Annotated in this window: 15 protein-coding genes; 11 read left to right on the top strand and 4 right to left on the bottom strand. The window is 62.7% G+C overall.

Annotation, left to right across the window (positions count from 1 at the left end):
* Positions 1-51: 51 nt before the first annotated feature.
* Complete coding sequence (locus tag FHX11_RS10560; protein WP_184357576.1) at positions 52-921, top strand: LysR substrate-binding domain-containing protein; 870 nt, start codon at positions 52-54, stop codon at positions 919-921.
* A 75-nt stretch (positions 922-996) separates the two neighbouring features.
* Here FHX11_RS10560 and FHX11_RS10555 read toward each other — a convergent pair whose 3' ends face one another.
* The 3 genes from FHX11_RS10555 to FHX11_RS10545 form a co-directional block, all read right to left on the bottom strand.
* Positions 997-1,425 carry a type II toxin-antitoxin system VapC family toxin gene (locus FHX11_RS10555; RefSeq protein ID WP_184357575.1) on the bottom strand — a complete coding sequence of 143 codons (429 nt, stop codon included), beginning with the start codon at positions 1,423-1,425 and terminating at the stop codon, positions 997-999.
* A complete protein-coding gene (locus FHX11_RS10550; RefSeq protein WP_184357574.1) occupies positions 1,422-1,679 on the bottom strand; it encodes an Arc family DNA-binding protein in 258 nt (85 codons plus the stop codon). The genes FHX11_RS10555 and FHX11_RS10550 overlap by 4 nt, the downstream gene beginning before the upstream one ends.
* Positions 1,680-1,904: 225 nt before the next feature.
* Positions 1,905-2,888, bottom strand: coding sequence for a GlxA family transcriptional regulator (locus tag FHX11_RS10545; protein ID WP_184357573.1), 984 nt, complete (start codon positions 2,886-2,888; stop codon positions 1,905-1,907).
* Positions 2,889-2,989: 101 nt separating this feature from the next.
* Between FHX11_RS10545 and FHX11_RS10540 the strand changes: the two genes are divergently transcribed.
* The 10 genes from FHX11_RS10540 (at position 2,990) to FHX11_RS10495 (ending at position 16,751) form a co-directional block, all read left to right on the top strand.
* Positions 2,990-3,892, top strand: a complete 903-nt coding sequence (locus tag FHX11_RS10540) for a 3-keto-5-aminohexanoate cleavage protein (RefSeq protein ID WP_184357572.1) — start codon at positions 2,990-2,992, stop codon at positions 3,890-3,892.
* 7 nt (positions 3,893-3,899) lie between these two features.
* Positions 3,900-5,390, top strand: a complete 1,491-nt coding sequence (locus FHX11_RS10535; protein WP_184357571.1) for a carnitine 3-dehydrogenase — start codon at positions 3,900-3,902, stop codon at positions 5,388-5,390.
* 12 nt (positions 5,391-5,402) lie between these two features.
* On the top strand, positions 5,403-6,563 hold the full coding sequence (locus tag FHX11_RS10530; protein WP_184357570.1) for an acyl-CoA dehydrogenase family protein: 1,161 nt from the start codon (positions 5,403-5,405) through the stop codon (positions 6,561-6,563).
* A 4-nt stretch (positions 6,564-6,567) separates the two neighbouring features.
* Positions 6,568-8,625 carry an acetate--CoA ligase family protein gene (locus FHX11_RS10525; protein ID WP_184357569.1) on the top strand — a complete coding sequence of 686 codons (2,058 nt, stop codon included), beginning with the start codon at positions 6,568-6,570 and terminating at the stop codon, positions 8,623-8,625.
* A gap of 6 nt (positions 8,626-8,631) precedes the next feature.
* Entirely contained in the window at positions 8,632-9,414 is a 783-nt protein-coding gene (locus FHX11_RS10520; protein ID WP_184357568.1) for a carnitinyl-CoA dehydratase, read from the top strand.
* Between the two features lie 126 nt (positions 9,415-9,540).
* Positions 9,541-11,130: an ABC transporter substrate-binding protein gene (locus FHX11_RS10515; RefSeq protein ID WP_184357567.1), complete on the top strand. Its 1,590-nt coding sequence runs from the start codon at positions 9,541-9,543 to the stop codon at positions 11,128-11,130.
* 94 nt (positions 11,131-11,224) lie between these two features.
* A complete protein-coding gene (locus tag FHX11_RS10510; RefSeq protein WP_184357566.1) occupies positions 11,225-12,232 on the top strand; it encodes an ABC transporter permease in 1,008 nt (335 codons plus the stop codon).
* Positions 12,229-13,056: an ABC transporter permease gene (locus FHX11_RS10505; RefSeq protein WP_184357565.1), complete on the top strand. Its 828-nt coding sequence runs from the start codon at positions 12,229-12,231 to the stop codon at positions 13,054-13,056. The genes FHX11_RS10510 and FHX11_RS10505 overlap by 4 nt, the downstream gene beginning before the upstream one ends.
* Positions 13,049-14,680, top strand: coding sequence for an ABC transporter ATP-binding protein (locus tag FHX11_RS10500; protein WP_184357564.1), 1,632 nt, complete (start codon positions 13,049-13,051; stop codon positions 14,678-14,680). The genes FHX11_RS10505 and FHX11_RS10500 overlap by 8 nt, the downstream gene beginning before the upstream one ends.
* 67 nt (positions 14,681-14,747) lie before the next feature.
* The gene (locus FHX11_RS10495) at positions 14,748-16,751 is read left to right on the top strand and encodes a CocE/NonD family hydrolase (protein WP_184357563.1); all 2,004 of its coding nucleotides are present in this window, start codon (positions 14,748-14,750) and stop codon (positions 16,749-16,751) included.
* Here the strand turns inward: FHX11_RS10495 and FHX11_RS10490 are convergent, their stop codons facing one another.
* Complete coding sequence (locus FHX11_RS10490) at positions 16,752-17,672, bottom strand: alpha/beta hydrolase (protein WP_184357562.1); 921 nt, start codon at positions 17,670-17,672, stop codon at positions 16,752-16,754.
* Positions 17,673-17,763 lie beyond the last annotated feature (91 nt).

Below are 17,763 nucleotides of genomic sequence, written 5' to 3'. Positions count from 1 at the left end.
ACAAACGAATAGTAGAGATAGTCGCCATCGAAAATATTAATGGCATTTCCAATGCGCGACCCTATCGAAAGCGACCTGCTGCGGACGTTTCTCGTCATCACCGAAACATCGAATTTTTCGGTTGCCGCGCAACGCATCGGCCGGACGCAATCGGCCGTCAGCGCGCAGATCAAGCGCCTCGAGGAAACCGTCGGAGAGGCGCTGTTTGAACGAAGCGCGCGCGGCGTCGTACTGACCAGGGCGGGCGGGCAGCTGCTGCCCTATGCGCAACGCGTCGTCGAGCTCTTGAACGAAGCGGCCGCCACCATCCGCACCAAGCCGCTGGACGGACCGGTCAGGATCGGCATCCCCGAGGAATACAGCCAGACGGTTCTGCCGGCCGCCCTTGCCGCCTTCGCGATCCAGCATCCCGCCGTCGAGGTCACGGTCTCCTGCGACTACACCGCCCGCAATCTCGCCGCGCTGGAAAGGGACGAGCTCGATCTCGCCGTCGTCTTCGACTGGAGCAAGCAGACCACGGGGGAAGTGCTCTGCATCGATCCCACCGTCTGGGTGACCTCGCTGGTGCACCGCCTGCATGAATCCACGCCGCTGCCGATCGCGGTCTACCGGGATTCGACCTGGTGTCGCGACTTTGCCCTGCGATCGCTGGAACAGCAGGGACTGGCCTATCGCATCGCCTTTGTCGCCGACACCAGTTCCGGACTGAAAAATGCCGTCTCCGCCGGCCTTGCCGTTTCAACGCTGTCGCGCAGCAATATTCCGCATGGCTGCCGCGAGCTGACGAGCGACGACGGCTTCCCGCCGGTCGATTCCTCCCGCGTCGTGCTGCGCCGCAATCCCTATCATTCCAGCGAGGCGATCCGTGAGCTCGCCGAGCGGGTGCGCGAGGCCTTCCAGCCTATGTTGGCGCAGCCATAGGTCGGCGTATCCGCCTTATGATCTTCGACGACAGCTTTTCATGCTCATTCCGTACTCACGAAGCGGCAGTGGCGGTCATCCTTGTGAGATATCCCAAGGGTTGATGATGTTCAGGCCCGCTGCCTCGAACGGACTGATGTCGCGTGTGGCAACCGTCATGCCGCGTGCGGCGGCCGTGGCGGCAATGTACCCATCCGCCTTGCCAATGGCCTTGCCGATCTGCTTCGCCCGCGCCATCAGTTCGGCAAAGGCTTGCGAGGCGGCCAAGTCGAAGGACAGTATCCGACCCGAGAAAGCCGGCAAGACTTCCCGTTCCAAGCGATCCTGATAGATCGTGCGCCGCTTGCCTTCCGGCATCGTTGCCAAGCCGAAGCGCAGTTCGGCAATGGTAATCGTGGACAGATAGAGGGTTTCGACCATCTGCGCGTCGATCCAGGCCAGCACGCTGGGATCTGGAGCGGCCTTCCACAGCTCGGAAATCACGTTGGTATCGAGAACGATCATTCAAAGCTCATCGGTTCGGCCGGGGTCTTGTCGCGAAGCTGGTTGAAGCGCTCCGCTTCAGCGTCGGTCAGCCCGCCCGCTTCGCGGGCGATGGAAGTCAGCAACAATCCAAGCTTTAAGCGGCCCTCGGGCTTGGCAGCTTGTTCAAGGATGCTACGGATTTCGGCCTCGGTGCTGCGGCCGTGCATGGCCGCCCGGACGCGGATGGCGCGATGCACCTCGTCTGGGACGTTGCGGATTGTAATGGATGGCATTGCAACAAATTCCCAATTTTGATAGCGTTGATTGCAGTATATTGTATTGCAATCATCGCTGCAATTGGAAGCACGGCACAAAAAGGACCATGGTCCGAAGTTGGGCTCAGTTCCGTCTAGAGGCTACATGACGCCCGAAGGCTGGTTTTCGCTGCCCCAAATAGCCTTCAGTCCGACTGATTCGGATTTCCCTCGCCCAGACAAGGGGTGCCTACAGATGCCTCATTAGTGAGGAGCCATAATACGCCCGCGCAAACGCCGTCGCGTACCCGATGGGCTTTCGGAGAAACTCGCCCGGTAGCTGCGGGCAAAGGCCGAGGCCGAATTGAAGCCGGTGGCCGCCGCGATCTCGGCAAAGGAGGCCTTGGTTTCGATGACCTTGCGCCGCGCCGCGTTCAGCCGGAGCGCCAGATAATGCACATGCGGCGGCGCGGCGAATTCCTCCTGAAACAGCGCCTGGAGATGGCGGGCGCTGACTCCAACGCGACGCGCGAGCCGGGTGAGCACCAGTGGCTGCTCGATATTGTCTTCCATCAACCGCACGGCCTGGGCGACGCGCGGATCGCGCAGGCGCAGACCGGCGGTCGACGGCGACAATTCGGCGGCGCCATAACCAGCAGCCGGCTCGTAGATGAACAGGCGGCTAACCTCCAACGCCAGCGAATAGCCTTGCCGGCGCCGGATGATCTCCAGCATCAGATCGATCGTCGGCATGGAGCCTGCGGTGGTGATGCGCTTGCCGTCGATGACGAAGCGATCCTTGACCGCGCGCACCTGCGGATAGGCAAGCGCGAAATCCTCCGTGTCCTCCCAGTGGACAGCCGCCGACACATTGTCGAGCAAGCTGGCCTCGGCCAGCAGCCAGCTGCCGGATTCGATGCCGGCGATCATCGAGCGATGACGCGCGGTCTGCGACAATTGCATCTTCACCGCCTGCGTGGCGCTGCGCTGCCAATTGTAGCTGGCAAGCACGAATAGCGGGGTCGTCTCGCTGGCCGGCCGGAAACCGCCCGATGCCGGGATCGGTATATGGCTGGTGGTCTCGACGGGCGAGCCATCCAGCGTCAGGAGGCGCCAGCGATAAAGCTCGGCGCCGGCAATGCGATTGGCGCCGCGCAGCGGCTCGATCACCGATGCGATCAGGATCAGGTTGGTCTCGGGAAGGATAAGCAGGTCGATATCGAGCGACGTGTTGGACGGCGTGAGCATAGCATCTCGCATGTTTCTGATAATGTATCGTTTGCTTCCAGAAATGCAAAGCATGAAACGACTGCTTGCCGCGTAATGTCATCAATACGAGGGAGAACAAAATGCCTCTTGCGATGAACCGCGATGTCTTCATCACCTGCGCCGTCACCGGCTCCGGCGATACGGTCTCGAAATCCAGCCATGTTCCGATCACTCCCAAGCAGATCGCGGATTCCGCGATCGATGCCGCGAAGGCGGGGGCGGCGGTCGTTCACTGCCATGTCCGCGATCCGGAAACCGGCGCTGCCAGCCGCCGCAACGATCTGTACAAGGAAGTGACCGATCGCATCCGCTCCGCCGATGTCGACGTGGTGCTGAACCTCACCGCCGGCATGGGCGGCGATCTGATCTTCGGGGATGTCGAAAGCCCCCTGCCCTTGAACGCCAGGGGCACCGACATGGCTGGCGCAACGGAGCGCGTCAGCCATGTCGCCGAATGCCTGCCGGAAATCTGCACACTCGATTGCGGCACGATGAACTTCAATCTTGGCGATTACGTCATGACCAATACGCCTTCGATGCTGAGGGCGATGGCGAAGAAGATGACCGATCTCGGCGTGCGCCCGGAGATCGAAGCCTTCGACACCGGTCATCTCTGGTTTGCCAAGCAGCTTGCCGAGGAGGGTCTCATTGAGGACCCGGTTCTCATCCAGCTCTGCATGGGCATCCCTTGGGGGGCGCCCGACGACCTGAACACCTTCATGGCGATGGTCAACAACGTTCCCTCGAGCTGGACCTTCTCGGCCTTTTCCATCGGCCGCAATGCCATGGCCTATCCGGCGGCAGCCGTTCTCGCCGGCGGCAATGTCCGCGTCGGGCTGGAAGACAATCTCTATGCCGGAAAGGGCCTGCTCGCCACCAATGCCCAGCTCGTCGAGAAGGCGGTGCAGGTCATCGAGGGCATGGGCGCGCGCATCATCGGCCCCGAGGATGTCCGCAAGAAACTGAAACTGACGAAGCGCTGAGGCCCGGATGAGCAAGATCAACAAGGCAGCCTGCATCGGCGGCGGCGTCATCGGCGGCGGATGGATCGCTCGCTTTCTTTTGGCGGGCATCGATGTCGATGTCTACGACCCGCATCCGGAAGCGAGCCGAATCGTCGGCGAAGTGCTTGATAATGCCGAGAAAGCCTATGCGATGCTGACCGGCGCGCCGCTTCCGCCGCGCGGCAGGCTCACCTTCCGCGAGACGCTGGAAGAGGCGGTGGCCGGGGCGGACTGGATCCAGGAAAGCGTGCCGGAGCGGCTGGATCTCAAGGGCAAGGTGCTGACGCAGATCGACGCGGCGGCAAGGCCGGATGCGCTGATCGGCTCGTCCACCTCCGGCCTGTTGCCGACGGACTTGCAGCGCGACATGCGTCACCCCGAGCGCCTCTTCGTCGCCCATCCCTACAATCCGGTCTATCTCTTGCCGCTGGTTGAGATCGTCGGCGGTGAAAAGACCAGTACTGCTACCATCAAGGCGGCGATGGATCGGCTGCCGCCGATCGGCATGAAGGGCGTGCATATCGCCAAGGAAATCGAGGCCTTCGTCGGCGACCGCCTGCTGGAGGCGCTCTGGCGCGAGGCGCTCTGGCTGATCAAAGACGATATCTGCACCGTCGAGACGCTGGACGATGTCATCCGCTACTCCTTCGGCCTGCGCTGGGCGCAGATGGGCCTGTTCCAGACCTATCGCATCGCCGGCGGCGAAGCGGGCATGCGTCACTTCCTCGCGCAGTTCGGCCCCGCCCTGCAATGGAACTGGACGAAGCTGATGGATGTTGTCGATCTCGACGATGCCCTCGTCGAAAAGATCGGCCAGCAGTCGGACGAGCAGGCCGCTGGCCTATCGATCCGCGAACTGGAGCGCATCCGCGACGAAAACCTCGTCGGCATCCTGCAGACGCTGAAGGGCAGCCATGGCGGCAAGGGCTGGGGTGCCGGCAAGCTGTTGAAGGATTTCGAAAGCAGCCTCTGGGCAGCCGGCGGCGGCGACCGAAAGCTCTACGACCTGGCGAGGCCGCTGCGGCTCATCGACACCAAGGTCAGCCCGGCCTGGGTCGACTATAACGGCCACATGACCGAACACCGCTACCTTCAGGTATTCGGCGACACCTCGGACGCGCTGCTGCGCCTCATCGGCGTCGATTTCGCCTATGTCGAAAGCGGTCGCAGCTACTACACGGTGGAGACCCATATCCGCCATCTCGGTGAAGCCAAGCTCGGGCAGGCCATTCATTCGACCTCCCAGGTCCTCTCATCCGACGAGAAGCGGCTGCATGTGTTCCATAGGCTGTATGATACGGCGAGCGGCGATGTGATCGCCACCGCCGAACATATGCTGCTGCATGTCGACGCCAAGGCGGGCAAGGCCAGCGACGCACCGGAGGAGGTGCTGAGCCGATTGAAGCCCATTGCCGCCGCCCACGCGCAATTGCCCTTGCCGGAGGGCGCCGGGCGTCATGTCGGACAAAAACGCTAGGAGGAAGCGATCATGAATTTCGGGCTCAGCGAAGAACAGGAAATGATCGTCAAGACGGTCCGGGACTTCGTGGAGACGGAAATCTATCCGCACGAAAACGAGGTCGATCGCACCGGCATCGTGCCGCCGGATCTGGCGGATGAGATCCGGCGCAAATGCATCGCGCTCGGCTTTTATGCCTGCAACTTCCCCGAAGACGTCGGCGGTGCCGGCCTCGATCATGCGACCTTTACCCTTGTCGAACGCGAGCTCGGCCGCGGGTCGATGGCGCTCACCGTCTTTTTCGGCCGCCCCTCCGGCATTCTGATGGCCTGCGAGGGCGAGCAGCGCGAACGCTACCTGCTGCCGGCGGTACGCGGCGACAAAATCGATGCGCTCGCCATCACCGAGCCCGATGCCGGCTCCGACATGCGCGGCATGAAATGTGCCGCGCGGCAGGACGGCGATGATTTCATCCTCAACGGCACCAAGCATTTCATCTCGCATGCCGATGTCGCCGATTTCGTCATCGTCTTTGCCGCCACCGGTGAGGAAGAGACACCGAAGGGCATCAAGAAGAAGATCACCGCCTTCCTGGTCGATCGCGGCACGCCTGGCTTCGAAATCCGCAAGGGCTATGAGTCCGTCTCGCATCGCGGCTATCACAATGCCATCCTGAACTTCACGGATTGCCGCCTGCCGAAGTCGCAGGTACTCGGCAAAGTGCATCGCGGCTTCGACATCGCCAATGAATGGCTCTACGGCACGCGCCTGACGGTTGCCGCAACCTGCGTCGGCCGTGCCCGCCGCGTCTTCGAACTCGCTTTGCCCTATGCGGCCGAGCGCAAGCAATTCGGCAAGCCGATCGGCGCCAATCAGGGCGTCTCGTTCAAGCTTGCCGACATGATCACCGAGATCGACGCCGCCGACCTTTTGACGCTGTCGGCTGCCTGGAAGCTCGATGCCGGCATTGCCGCCAATCGCGAGATCGCCTCGGCCAAGCTCTACGCCTCGGAAATGCTCGCCCGCGTCACCGACGAGGCGATCCAGATCTTTGGCGGCATGGGGCTGATGGACGATCTGCCGCTTGCCCGCTTCTGGCGGGATGCCCGCGTCGAACGCATCTGGGACGGAACCTCGGAAATCCAGCGGCACATCATCAGCCGCGATCTGCTGCGGCCGTTCGGAGCGTGAGCCTATGACGACACGCCCGCTCGACCGCCTTATCAGACCACGAACCATCGCCGTCTTCGGCGGGCGCGAGGCACGGCGGGTCATCGAGCAATGCGACCGCATGGGATTTTCAGGCGAGATCTGGCCGGTTCATCCAACCCAAGAAAGCGTGCTTGGCCGCCGCTGCTATCGATCAGTGGCGGAGCTGCCGGATGCACCGGACGCCGCCTTCGTCGGCGTCAACCGGACGCTGACCGTCGAGATCGTCCGGGCGCTTGCCTTGCGCGGTGCCGGCGGTGCCGTCTGCTATGCCTCGGGCTTCAGCGAGGCGGTCGGTGAACTGGCCGATGGCGCGGCCATGCAAGGCGATCTCGTCGCGGCCGCCGGCGACATGCCGATCATCGGTCCGAACTGCTACGGGATGATCAACGGCCTTGATGGCGCGCTGCTTTGGCCCGATCAGCATGGAATGGTGCGGGTGGAACGCGGCGTTGCCATTCTCACCCAGTCTTCCAACATCGCCATCAACCTCACCATGCAACGGCGCGGCCTGCCGATCAGCTATTTGATGACGGCGGGCAACCAGGCACAGACCGGACTATCGGATCTGGCCATTGCCGTTCTCGACGATCCCCGCGTCACGGCGATCGGCCTGCATATCGAGGGCTTTGGCAGCGTAGAGGCGCTGCAAAGGCTTGCCGCACGGGCGCGGGAGCTGCGCAAACCGGTCGTCGCCCTGAAAGTCGGCAAGTCCGAACAGGCGCAGCGTGCTGCCGTCTCGCACACGGCCTCGCTTGCCGGCAGCGATGCGGTTGCCGCTGCCGTTCTCGCCCGCCTTGGCATCGGTCGGGTCGACACATTGCCGGAACTCATCGAGACGCTGAAACTGCTGCATCTGACCGGGCCGCTCGAAAGCGGCGCCATTTCCTCCATGAGCTGTTCCGGCGGCGAGGCCTCGCTGATGGCCGATGCCGCCGTCGGGCGCGCTGTGGAGTTTCGTACCCTGAAACCCGAGCAGTTGGCCCGCCTTCGCCAGAGCCTCGGCGAGATGGTCACGCTCTCCAATCCCCTCGATTACCATACCTTCGTCTGGGGCGATCTTTTCCGGCAGACGGCAGCGTTTTCCGCCATGTTCGAGGGTGGCTACGCGCTCAATCTGATCGTGCTCGACTTCCCGCGCGCCGACCGCTGCGACAGTGCCGACTGGATGACGACCGTCGCCGCCATCGAAGCTGCGGCAGGACGCACCGGCGCCCGCGCCGGCATCCTGGCAACCTTGCCGGAAAACATGCCCGAAGACATCGCCCTGACGCTGCTCAAGGCGGGCATCGTGCCGCTTTGCGGCATCAGCGAGACCCTGGCGGCCGTGGAAACAGCCGCCCGGATCGGAGCGGCGTGGCGTAAAGCCGCACCGCCGCCGCTGCTGGATATCTCCGTTTCTGAAGGCGAAATCGAAACCTTGAGCGAAGCAGCGGCCAAGGCGGAACTATCCGCAGCCGGCCTTGCCATTCCCCTCGGTGCAACGGCTGCCAACCCTGAAGAGGCGGCGGACCAGGCGGAGTGCATCGGCTTTCCCGTCGCGCTGAAGGCCTTGGGTGTCGAACACAAGTCCGAAGCCGGTGCGGTCACGCTCAACCTAAGCGATAGGAATGCGGTGCGCGGCGCGGCGCAGGCTATGGCCCATGTCGCCCACGGCTATCTGGTAGAACGGATGATCGAGCGCCCGGTCTGCGAACTGATCGTGGGGGCTGCTCGCGATCCCGTTCTCGGGCTGGCGCTGACGGTCGGTGCCGGCGGAATTTTGGTGGAATTGCTTGAAGATGCTATCATTTTGCCGCTTCCAGCGACAAGTGAGGAGATTTTCGACGCCATTTCACAGCTGAAAGTCAAAAAACTGATAGAAGGCTATCGTGGTGGCGCAAAAGGCAGCGTCGACCGCGTCGTCGAGGCTATCTCATCAACGGCAGAATATGTCGTAAAAAATGCCGCGCAACTTGAAGAACTAGACATTAATCCATTGATGGTTCTGTCCGGAGACCGTGGCACCGTCGCTGCAGATGCCCTCATCCGGAAAAGGAGGTAGCGGAAGTTGTACACCCCCATTCGCACCAGACGCGACAGCGGCATTCTGGAGGTCGTCATCGACAGGCCGAAGGCAAACGCCATCGACCTTGCGACGAGCCGCGAGATGGGCCTGATCTTCCGCGACTTCCGTGACGATCCCGAACTGCGCATCGCCATCGTTACGGCCGCGGGCGAGAAATTCTTCTCGGCCGGTTGGGACTTGAAGGCCGCGGCGGCCGGCGACGCGGTCGATGGCGACTATGGCGTCGGCGGCTTTGGCGGACTGCAGGAACTTCGAGATCTCAACAAGCCCGTCATCTGCGCCGTCAACGGCATCTGTTGCGGCGGCGGCCTGGAGATCGCCCTTTCCGCCGACCTGATCATCGCCGCCGAGCACGCGACCTTTGCGCTTCCGGAAATCCGCTCCGGCACGGTTGCCGATGCCGCCTCGATCAAATTGCCGAAACGCATTCCCTATCACATCGCCATGGATATGCTCCTGACCGGCCGCTGGCTCGATGCCACCGAGGCGCATCGCTGGGGTTTCGTCAACGAGATCGTCGCCGCCGACCGGCTGATGGAGCGAGCATGGGAGCTTGCCCGGCTGCTCGAAAGCGGCCCTCCGCTCGTCTATGCCGCCATCAAGGAAATCGTCCGAGAGGCGGAGGGAGCGACCTTCCAGACTGCCATGAACAAGATTACCAAGAGGCAGTTTGCGACGGTCGACACCCTTTACTCAAGCGAAGACCATCTGGAAGGCCCGAGAGCCTTCGCGGAAAAACGGCCTCCAATCTGGAAAGGAAAATGAGCAGGCGGTTGCAACCGCGTCATCTTCCCGCATGATCGCGGACACTATGCTTCGAGCGGTAGAGGAAACCGTGTCGAAGCCTCGTCCAAGAGTTCTAGCAACGCATTAAGAAGAAGGAACAGGGGAATGAAAGATTACACAAAATATCTCGCAAGCCGCGTGACCTCGGGCGGTCTCAGCCGCCGTGAATTCATGGGGCGCGCCATGGCGGCCGGCATGACCTTGGCACTGGCCGACCAACTTTTCACCGAAAGCGCGATGGCGGCCGAGCCGAAGCACGGCGGCCATCTGAAGCTTGGCCTTGAAGGTGGTGCCGCCACCGACAGCAAGGACCCGGCGAAATTCCTGTCGCAATTCATGTTCTGTATCGGCCGCTGCTGGGGCGACATGCTGGTCGAATCCGATCCGCTGACGGGTGCCGCCGTTCCGGCCCTTGCCGAATCCTGGGAACCGTCGAAGGACGCTGCCACCTGGACCTTCAAGATCCGCAAGGGCGTGAAGTTCCACAATGGCAAGGACCTGACGATCGACGACGTCGTCGCCACCCTCAAGCGCCACACGGACAGCAAGTCCGAATCGGGCGCCCTCGGCGTCATGAAGTCGATCAAGGAGATCAAGGCCGACGGCGACAATCTCGTCCTGACGCTGACCGAAGGCAACGCCGACATGCCGTTGCTCCTGACCGACTATCACCTCGTCATCCAGCCGAATGGCGGCTATGACGACCCTCTCGCCTCGATCGGCACCGGCCCCTACAAGCTCGTCAGCTTCGAGCCCGGCGTGCGCGCCACGCTGGAGAAGAACAAGGACGACTGGCGCAAGGACCGCGGCTATGTCGACACCGTCGAAATCATCGGCATGAACGATGCGACCGCGCGCATCGCCGCGCTGTCGTCCGGCCAGGTGCACTATATCAACCGTGTCGACCCGAAAACGGTCGACCTGTTGAAGCGCGCGCCCAATGTCGAGATCCTGTCGACCGCCGGCCGCGGCCACTATGTCTTCATCATGCATTGCGACAAGGCACCGTTCGACAATAACGATCTGCGCCTCGCGCTGAAATACGCCATGGATCGCGAAACCATGGTCAAGAAGATCCTCGGCGGCTACGGCAAGGTCGGCAACGACTTCCCGATCAACAGCACCTATGCCCTCTTCCCCGAAGGCATCGAACAGCGCACCTACGATCCCGACAAGGCGGCCTTCCACTACAAGAAGTCCGGCCATAGCGGTTCGGTGCTGCTGCGCACCTCGGAAGTCGCCTTCCCCGGCGCCGTCGATGCGGCGGTTCTCTACCAGGAAAGCTGCAAGAAGGCCGGCATCAACATCGAGGTCAAGCGCGAGCCGGGCGACGGCTACTGGACCAACGTCTGGAACGTGCAGCCCTTCTCCACCTCCTATTGGGGCGGACGGCCGACGCAGGACCAGATGTATTCCACCGCCTATCTCTCGACGGCGGACTGGAACGATACCCGCTTCAAGCGCCCGGACTTCGACAAGCTGCTGCTCCAGGCCCGTTCCGAGTTGGACGAAGCCAAGCGCAAGGAACTCTATCGCGCCATGGCGATGATGGTTCGCGATGAAGGCGGCGTCATCCTGCCGATGTTCAACGACTTCGTGAATGCCTCCACCAAGCAGGTGAAGGGCTATGTTCACGACATCGGCAACGACATGTCGAACGGTTACGTCGCCACGCGCGTCTGGCTGGACACCTGATGGCGATAGCCGGGCGTCATCGCCCTCATCTCTAACGGAACCGGGACCGCGGACACTCTTCGCGGTCCTCCTGACGTTTCAGCGAGGCACCCCCATGTCCGATCTTCAAACCAGCACGATCCTGCCGGGATTGAGGTTCAAGCAGCGTTTTCCGCTGTTGTCCCTCATTGCCGAGCGTTGCGTGCTCAGCCTCGTGCTGCTTTTTGCCGTGTCGATCCTGATCTTCGGCGGCCTGGAAGCGCTGCCGGGCGATTTCGCCACCACCTATCTCGGCCAATCGGCGACGCCGCAGGCGGTTGCCAATATCCGCGCCGATCTCGGCCTCGATCGGCCGGTGACCACCCGCTATGTCGAATGGCTCGGCAACGCGGTCCAAGGCGATTTCGGCACCTCCTGGGCCAGCAAGAATTCCGTCAGCGAACAGATCGGCAAGCGGCTCGGCAATTCGCTGTTCCTCGCGGGCTTCGCCGCACTCATCTCGGTACCGCTGGCCGTCGGGCTCGGCATGCTGGCCGTCCATTTCCGGAACCGCGTGCCCGACAAGATCATCAACGTCGTCTCGCTCGCGGCGATCTCCCTGCCGGAATTCTTCATCGGCTACCTGCTCATCCTGTTCTTCGGGGTCAAATTCGGGATCGCGACCTTTCCCGCCACCGTCTATGACGGCATGGCATTCCTCGATCGGTTGAAGGCCATCGCCCTGCCGACGGCAACCCTGGTGCTCGTCGTTCTCGCCCACATGATGCGCATGACGCGGGCGGCGATCCTCTCGGTGATGTCGTCTGCCTATATGGAAACGGCCGAACTCAAGGGGCTCGGCGCCTTCCGCGCCATCGTCAAACATGCCGCTCCCAATGCATTGGCCCCGATCATCAACGTCGTCGCGCTAAACCTTGCCTATCTCGTGGTCGGCGTCGTGGTCGTCGAAGTGGTTTTCGTCTATCCCGGCATGGGCCAGTACATGGTCGATGCCGTCACCGTGCGCGACATGCCGGTGGTCCAGGCCTGCGGCCTGATCTTTGCGGCCGTCTACATCCTGCTCAACATGATCGCCGATATCCTAGCGATCGTTGCCAACCCGCGCCTGAGGCATCCGCGATGAGATTGAGAGATATCCCCATCACCGCCTGGGTCGGCATCATAGGCATCCTCGCCGCCTTCATCTGCGCGATCTTCGCTCCCTGGATAGCTCCCTATGGCGAGACGGAAGTCGTCGGCAACGTCTGGCAGCCGGCCGATGCGCAATATGTCTTCGGCCTCGACAATCTTGGCCGCGATATCCTCTCGCGGCTGATCTATGGCGCCCGCACCACATTGTTCGTGGCGTTGGCCGCGACGATCATCTCCTTTTCCCTCGGCATCATCCTGAGCTTCACGGCGGCCGTCTCGCGCGGGCTGATCGATACGGTCTTCTCGCGCTTCAACGACCTGATGATGTCGATCCCGACCTTGATCTTCGCGCTTGTGGTACTGGCGGTGCTGCCGCAGAACCTGATCGTGCTGATCCTCGTCATGGCGATCCTCGATTCCACCCGCGTCTACCGCCTCGGCCGCGCCGTGGCGCTGGATGTCGCGGTCATGGAATTCGTCGAAGCCGCCAAGCTGCGCGGCGAAGGCAAGATCTGGATCATATTCCGCGAGATCCTGCCGAATACGCTGTCGCCGCTGCTGGCCGAATTCGGCCTGCGCTTCGCCTTCTCGATCCTGTTCCTGTCTACGCTCTCCTTCCTCGGCCTCGGCATCCAGCCGCCGTCGGCGGATTGGGGCGGCATGGTCAAGGACAACAAGGACGGCATCATCTTCGGCATTTCCGCCGCTCTCGTGCCGGGCTCCGCGATCGCGGCGCTGGCGGTCTGTGTCAATCTGGTGGTCGACTGGCTCTTGAAGCGCACCGCCAGCCTCAAGGGAGGGCGTGGCGATGCCTGAGCTTCTTTCCGTTCGCGATCTCAAAATCGAAGCGACCAGCTATCCGCCCGGTGAACCGCCGAAACGCGTCACCATCGTCGATGGCGTCTCCTTCGACCTCCAGAAAGGCAAGGTGCTCGGTCTGATCGGCGAATCCGGCGCCGGCAAATCCACCATCGGCCTGTCAGCGCTGGCCTATGGCCGCGGCGGCGCCGAAATCACCGGCGGGCAGGTATTGCTCGGCGGCACCGACATCCTGCCGCTCGGCAAATCCGGTATCCGCAGGATTCGCGGCGCCCGCGTCTGCTATGTCGCGCAATCGGCCGCCGCCGCCTTCAACCCGGCCCACAAGCTCGGCGACCAGGTGATCGAAGCCTCCGTCAAGCACGGCCTGATGACCAAGGACGAGGCAAGGAAGCGCGCACTCTATCTCTTTCGGGTGCTCGGCCTGCCCAATCCGGAAACCTTCGGCGACCGCTACCCGCACCAGGTCTCCGGCGGCCAGTTGCAGCGCGCCATGACAGCGATGGCGCTCTGCTCCAATCCCGAGCTGATCGTCTTCGACGAACCGACAACCGCGCTCGACGTGACGACGCAGATCGACGTGCTGGCGGCCATCAAGCACGCCATCGAGGAGACGCATACGGCCGCCCTCTACATCACCCACGACCTCGCCGTCGTCGCCCAGATCTCCGACGACATTATGGTGCTCCGACATGGCAAGACGGTGGAATATGGCAGCGTCCAGCAGATCATCGAGGATCCGCGGCAGGATTATACCCGCGCCCTCGTCAATGTTCGGCAGGCAGCGCGGCAGGAGGCGGCGGATCAATCCGGCGCGCTCCTGAAGGTCGAGAATGTTAGTGCGCAATATTCGAATGGTTTCAAGGTATTGCACGGCGTTTCTCTTCATGTGCCGAAAGGCCAGACGCTGGCGATCGTCGGCGAATCCGGGTCTGGCAAGTCGACGCTTGCCCGCGTCATCACCGGGCTGCTGCCGCCGAACGAAGGGCAGATTTCCTTTGCCGGCAAGCCGCTGACACCGGCCTTGAGAAACCGCTCGCGCGACGAGCTGAGGCGTATCCAGCTCATCTACCAGATGGCCGACACCGCCATGAACCCGCGCCAGACCGTGCGCGACATTATCGGGCGGCCCCTCTCCTTCTATTACGGGCTGCGCGGCGCGGCGAAGACGACGCGGGTAAAGGAACTGCTCGATCAGATCGAGATGGGCAACGGCTTCATCGACCGCTATCCGGCCGAGCTTTCGGGCGGGCAGAAACAACGCGTCGCGATCGCCCGCGCGCTTGCCGCCAAGCCGGAGCTCATCCTCTGCGACGAACCGACCTCGGCGCTCGATCCGCTGGTTGCCGAAGGCATTCTGAAACTGCTGCTCAAGCTGCAGGAGGAAGCGCAGCTCTCCTACATCTTCATCACCCACGATATCGCCATCGTGCGCGCCATCGCCGACAGCGTCGCGGTGATGCATCGCGGCAAGCTGGTGCGCTTCGGCCCGAAATCCCAGGCGCTCTCGCCACCCTTCGACGATTACACCGATCTCCTGCTGAAATCGGTTCCGGAAATGGAGATCGGCTGGCTGGAGAAAGTGCTGACGACAAGGCGGATGGAGAGCGCCGGAAACTGACATTGGGACATCCGCCCCTCACCGCCCTATATGCGATCATATGCCCGCAATACTGGAATAACCCGTCATGACCGAGCGCAGTTTCACCACCATCGACAACCACTGGATCACGCTTGCCGATGGCACGCGGCTTGCGGCGCGCATCTGGATGCCCGATGGTGCCGACAAGGACCCGGTGCCGGCCGTCTTCGAATTCCTGCCCTATCGCAAGCGCGACGGAACGAGCCCGCGCGATGAATCGACCTATCCGGTCTTCGCAGCCGCCGGCATTGCCGGGGTCAGGGTCGATATTCGCGGCTCGGGAGAGTCCGACGGCGTCATCGACGGCGAATATACCGAGCTCGAACTTGCCAATGCCTGCGAGCTGATCGCCTGGATCGCCGTGCAACCCTGGTCGAACGGCTCGGTCGGCATGATGGGCATTTCCTGGGGCGGCTTCAACAGCCTGCAGGTCGCGGCCCTGCATCCGCCGGCGCTGAAGGCGGTGATATCGATCGCCTCGACGGTCGACCGCTACAATGACGACATCCACTACAAGAACGGTTGCCATCTCTCGGCGCAACTGTCCTGGGCCGCCACCATGCTTGCCTATCAGTCCCGCGCTCCCGATCCGCAGATCCTCGGGAACGGCTGGAGGGACATGTGGCTGCACCGGCTGGAAAACGAGCCGTTCTTCATGGAGGAATGGCTTCAGCATCAGCGCCGCGACGATTTCTGGCGGCATGGCTCGATCTGCGAGAATTTCGCCGAATTCGATATTCCCGCCCTCGTCATTGCCGGATGGGCGGATGGTTACCGCAACACGCCGCTGCTGGCCGTCGAGGGGCTCGGCGACACGGCAAAGGCGCTGATAGGCCCGTGGGTCCATAAGTATCCGCACTTCGCCTGGCCGAAGCCCCGCGTCGATTTCCACGGCGAAGCGATCGCCTGGTGGAATCGCTGGCTGCGCGGCGACCGCAACGGCGCGGAAAAAGCGCCGCAGGTACGCGCCTATATTCTCGATGCCGTCAGACCCGCCCCGCGCCGCAATGCCGATCCGGGCTTCTGGATCGCCAAGCAGGACTGGCAACAGCCGGAGATGCAATGCTTCTATGTCGAGCAGTTCGGCACGCTGATGGAGGGCATGCCGATCCCGCATGCACCGGAACATCCAGCCTATCTGCGTTCGCCGCTGGATACGGGAACCGCCTCCGGCGAATGGTTCACGCTGAAGCCCGACGCCGAAATGGCGATCGACCAGCGCCTGGACGATGCCAGTTCGCTCATTTTCCAGACCGCGCCGCTCGCCAGCGACCACGATTATCTGGGACGCCCGGTCATCACCCTTTCGCTCCACTGCGATGCCGAAACGGCCAATCTTTGCGCCCGGCTTGTCGATATCCATCCCGACGGCACAGCGACGCGGGTCTCCTTCGGTGTGCTCAATCTCGCCCACAGGAATGGCAACGCGCAACCGCAGCCCATGCCGAAGGGTGAACGCGTCACGGTGAGGCTGGCGCTGGATGCCTGCGGCTATCGTTTCCGGCAAGGCCATCGCATTCGCCTGTCATTGTCGACGGCCTATTGGCCGACAGTGCTGCCGCCGCCGAGCGATCCCGGCCTGACGATCGACATCGCCTCGATCGGCCTGGCCCTGCCGAAACTCGGAGACCATGAGATCATCGACATCAAGCAGCCGGATAACCCCGATCCGCTACCGACCTATATCGAGCATGCGCCGGCTGCGACGAAGCGCCAGGTCCTCCGCGATCTCGCCGCCAACCGGACCCATTATCAGATTCACGAGGATACCGGGCTTTTCGAACATCCCGGAACCGGCCTTTCCACTCGGCAATTGCGCGAAGAGGTCTGGTCGATCGCGCCGGACGATCCCTTGTCGATGACCGGCACCTCCACCTGGACCTGCGATATGCAGCGGCCTGGATGGTTCGTCCGTACCGTATCGACATCCAGGATTTCCTGCACGGCGACCGACTGGGTCATCAGCGCCTCCGTCACCGCCTTCGAAGGCGAGACCGAGGTCTTCAGGAAAGTCTTCGAGGAAAAGCGTATCCCGCGCGATCTGATGTGATCAATTCGATCCGGCAAAACGGCTGACGGCGTCGCAGAGGGCTTTAAACCCCTCGTGCGCGCCGTCGCTCATATGGCGGGCGCGCAGCCAGGCATGCACCATCTGCGGTTCCTCACGGAACCAGACCTCGACGCCCGCCTGTGCCAGCCTTGCCGCATAATTGCGGCCGTCGTCGCGCAGCGGGTCGAAATTGGCGACGGTGATGAAGGCCGGCGGCAAGCCCGCGCATGAGGCCTGGACAAGAGGTGCGGCGACGGGATCATCCGACGGCGCCTGCAGAATGGCGCGATAATAGCCGACATCGGCGGTCGTCAGTCCCGGCGCCTCCGCCATCTCCTGATAGGAGCCGGACACAAGATCGCCGCCAAGCGCGGGATAGATCAGAACCTGGCCGACGATACCGGTAAGCTCCTCCTCCTTGGCGCGGACCGCCAGACCGGCCGCCAGATTGCCGCCGGCGCTGTCGCCGATCAGCACCACGGTCTTTCCCGCGGCGATCAATTGCTTGAGAACGGCGAAGCAATCATCCGTCTGCGCCGGCCAGCGATGTTCCGGCGCCAGGCGATAGTCCACGGATATCAGCTCGGCGCCCGCCTCTTCGGCGATTTCGGCACAGATCGCATGATGGCTTTCGAGCGAGCCGACCACGAAGCCGCCGCCGTGGAGATAGAGCAGGCACGTCGCGGTGCGAAGCGTCGCCGGACGATAGCGCCGGATCGGGATGCGGTTCATCACGACCCGGTCTTCCGTCCGCATGCCCTCGGGCAACGGCAGGTCGAAATGGCGGCAGAGCGCGTCGTACCATTGCCGCTGCTGCTCGATGGAAGCGCTCACGGCATCCGGCGGGTAGAAGGAATCGCAAACCTCCAGGAAACGCAAAATGGCCGCCTCGGTCGGCATGGGGCGTGGCACGGCTGTCATCGCATGACCTCTCGCTCAACTTCGCATGCCGAGCTTACCATGATCGGCAACAAGGATTTATTCACGCGCGCCCGCATGCGCCGCATCGGCG

The organism is Rhizobium sp. BK602 (genome assembly GCF_014195095.1).
GTDB lineage: Bacteria > Pseudomonadota > Alphaproteobacteria > Rhizobiales > Rhizobiaceae > Rhizobium.
The sequence above is the reverse complement of the archived record's forward strand: the minus strand, read 5'-3'. Positions and strand labels throughout refer to the sequence as shown.

Excerpts from the sequence above, each read along its gene's own strand:
- FHX11_RS10535 (WP_184357571.1), top strand. The coding sequence starts at position 3,900 with ATGAGCAAGATCAACAAGGCAGCCTGCATCGGCGGCGGCGTCATCGGC.
- FHX11_RS10510 (WP_184357566.1), top strand. The coding sequence starts at position 11,225 with ATGTCCGATCTTCAAACCAGCACGATCCTGCCGGGATTGAGGTTCAAG.
- FHX11_RS10490 (WP_184357562.1), bottom strand. The coding sequence starts at position 17,672 with ATGACAGCCGTGCCACGCCCCATGCCGACCGAGGCGGCCATTTTGCGT.
- FHX11_RS10530 (WP_184357570.1), top strand. The coding sequence starts at position 5,403 with ATGAATTTCGGGCTCAGCGAAGAACAGGAAATGATCGTCAAGACGGTC.
- FHX11_RS10495 (WP_184357563.1), top strand. The coding sequence starts at position 14,748 with ATGACCGAGCGCAGTTTCACCACCATCGACAACCACTGGATCACGCTT.
- FHX11_RS10525 (WP_184357569.1), top strand. The coding sequence starts at position 6,568 with ATGACGACACGCCCGCTCGACCGCCTTATCAGACCACGAACCATCGCC.
- FHX11_RS10500 (WP_184357564.1), top strand. The coding sequence starts at position 13,049 with ATGCCTGAGCTTCTTTCCGTTCGCGATCTCAAAATCGAAGCGACCAGC.
- FHX11_RS10505 (WP_184357565.1), top strand. The coding sequence starts at position 12,229 with ATGAGATTGAGAGATATCCCCATCACCGCCTGGGTCGGCATCATAGGC.
- FHX11_RS10555 (WP_184357575.1), bottom strand. The coding sequence starts at position 1,425 with ATGATCGTTCTCGATACCAACGTGATTTCCGAGCTGTGGAAGGCCGCT.
- FHX11_RS10560 (WP_184357576.1), top strand. The coding sequence starts at position 52 with ATGCGCGACCCTATCGAAAGCGACCTGCTGCGGACGTTTCTCGTCATC.
- FHX11_RS10540 (WP_184357572.1), top strand. The coding sequence starts at position 2,990 with ATGCCTCTTGCGATGAACCGCGATGTCTTCATCACCTGCGCCGTCACC.
- FHX11_RS10550 (WP_184357574.1), bottom strand. The coding sequence starts at position 1,679 with ATGCCATCCATTACAATCCGCAACGTCCCAGACGAGGTGCATCGCGCC.
- FHX11_RS10545 (WP_184357573.1), bottom strand. The coding sequence starts at position 2,888 with ATGCTCACGCCGTCCAACACGTCGCTCGATATCGACCTGCTTATCCTT.
- FHX11_RS10515 (WP_184357567.1), top strand. The coding sequence starts at position 9,541 with ATGAAAGATTACACAAAATATCTCGCAAGCCGCGTGACCTCGGGCGGT.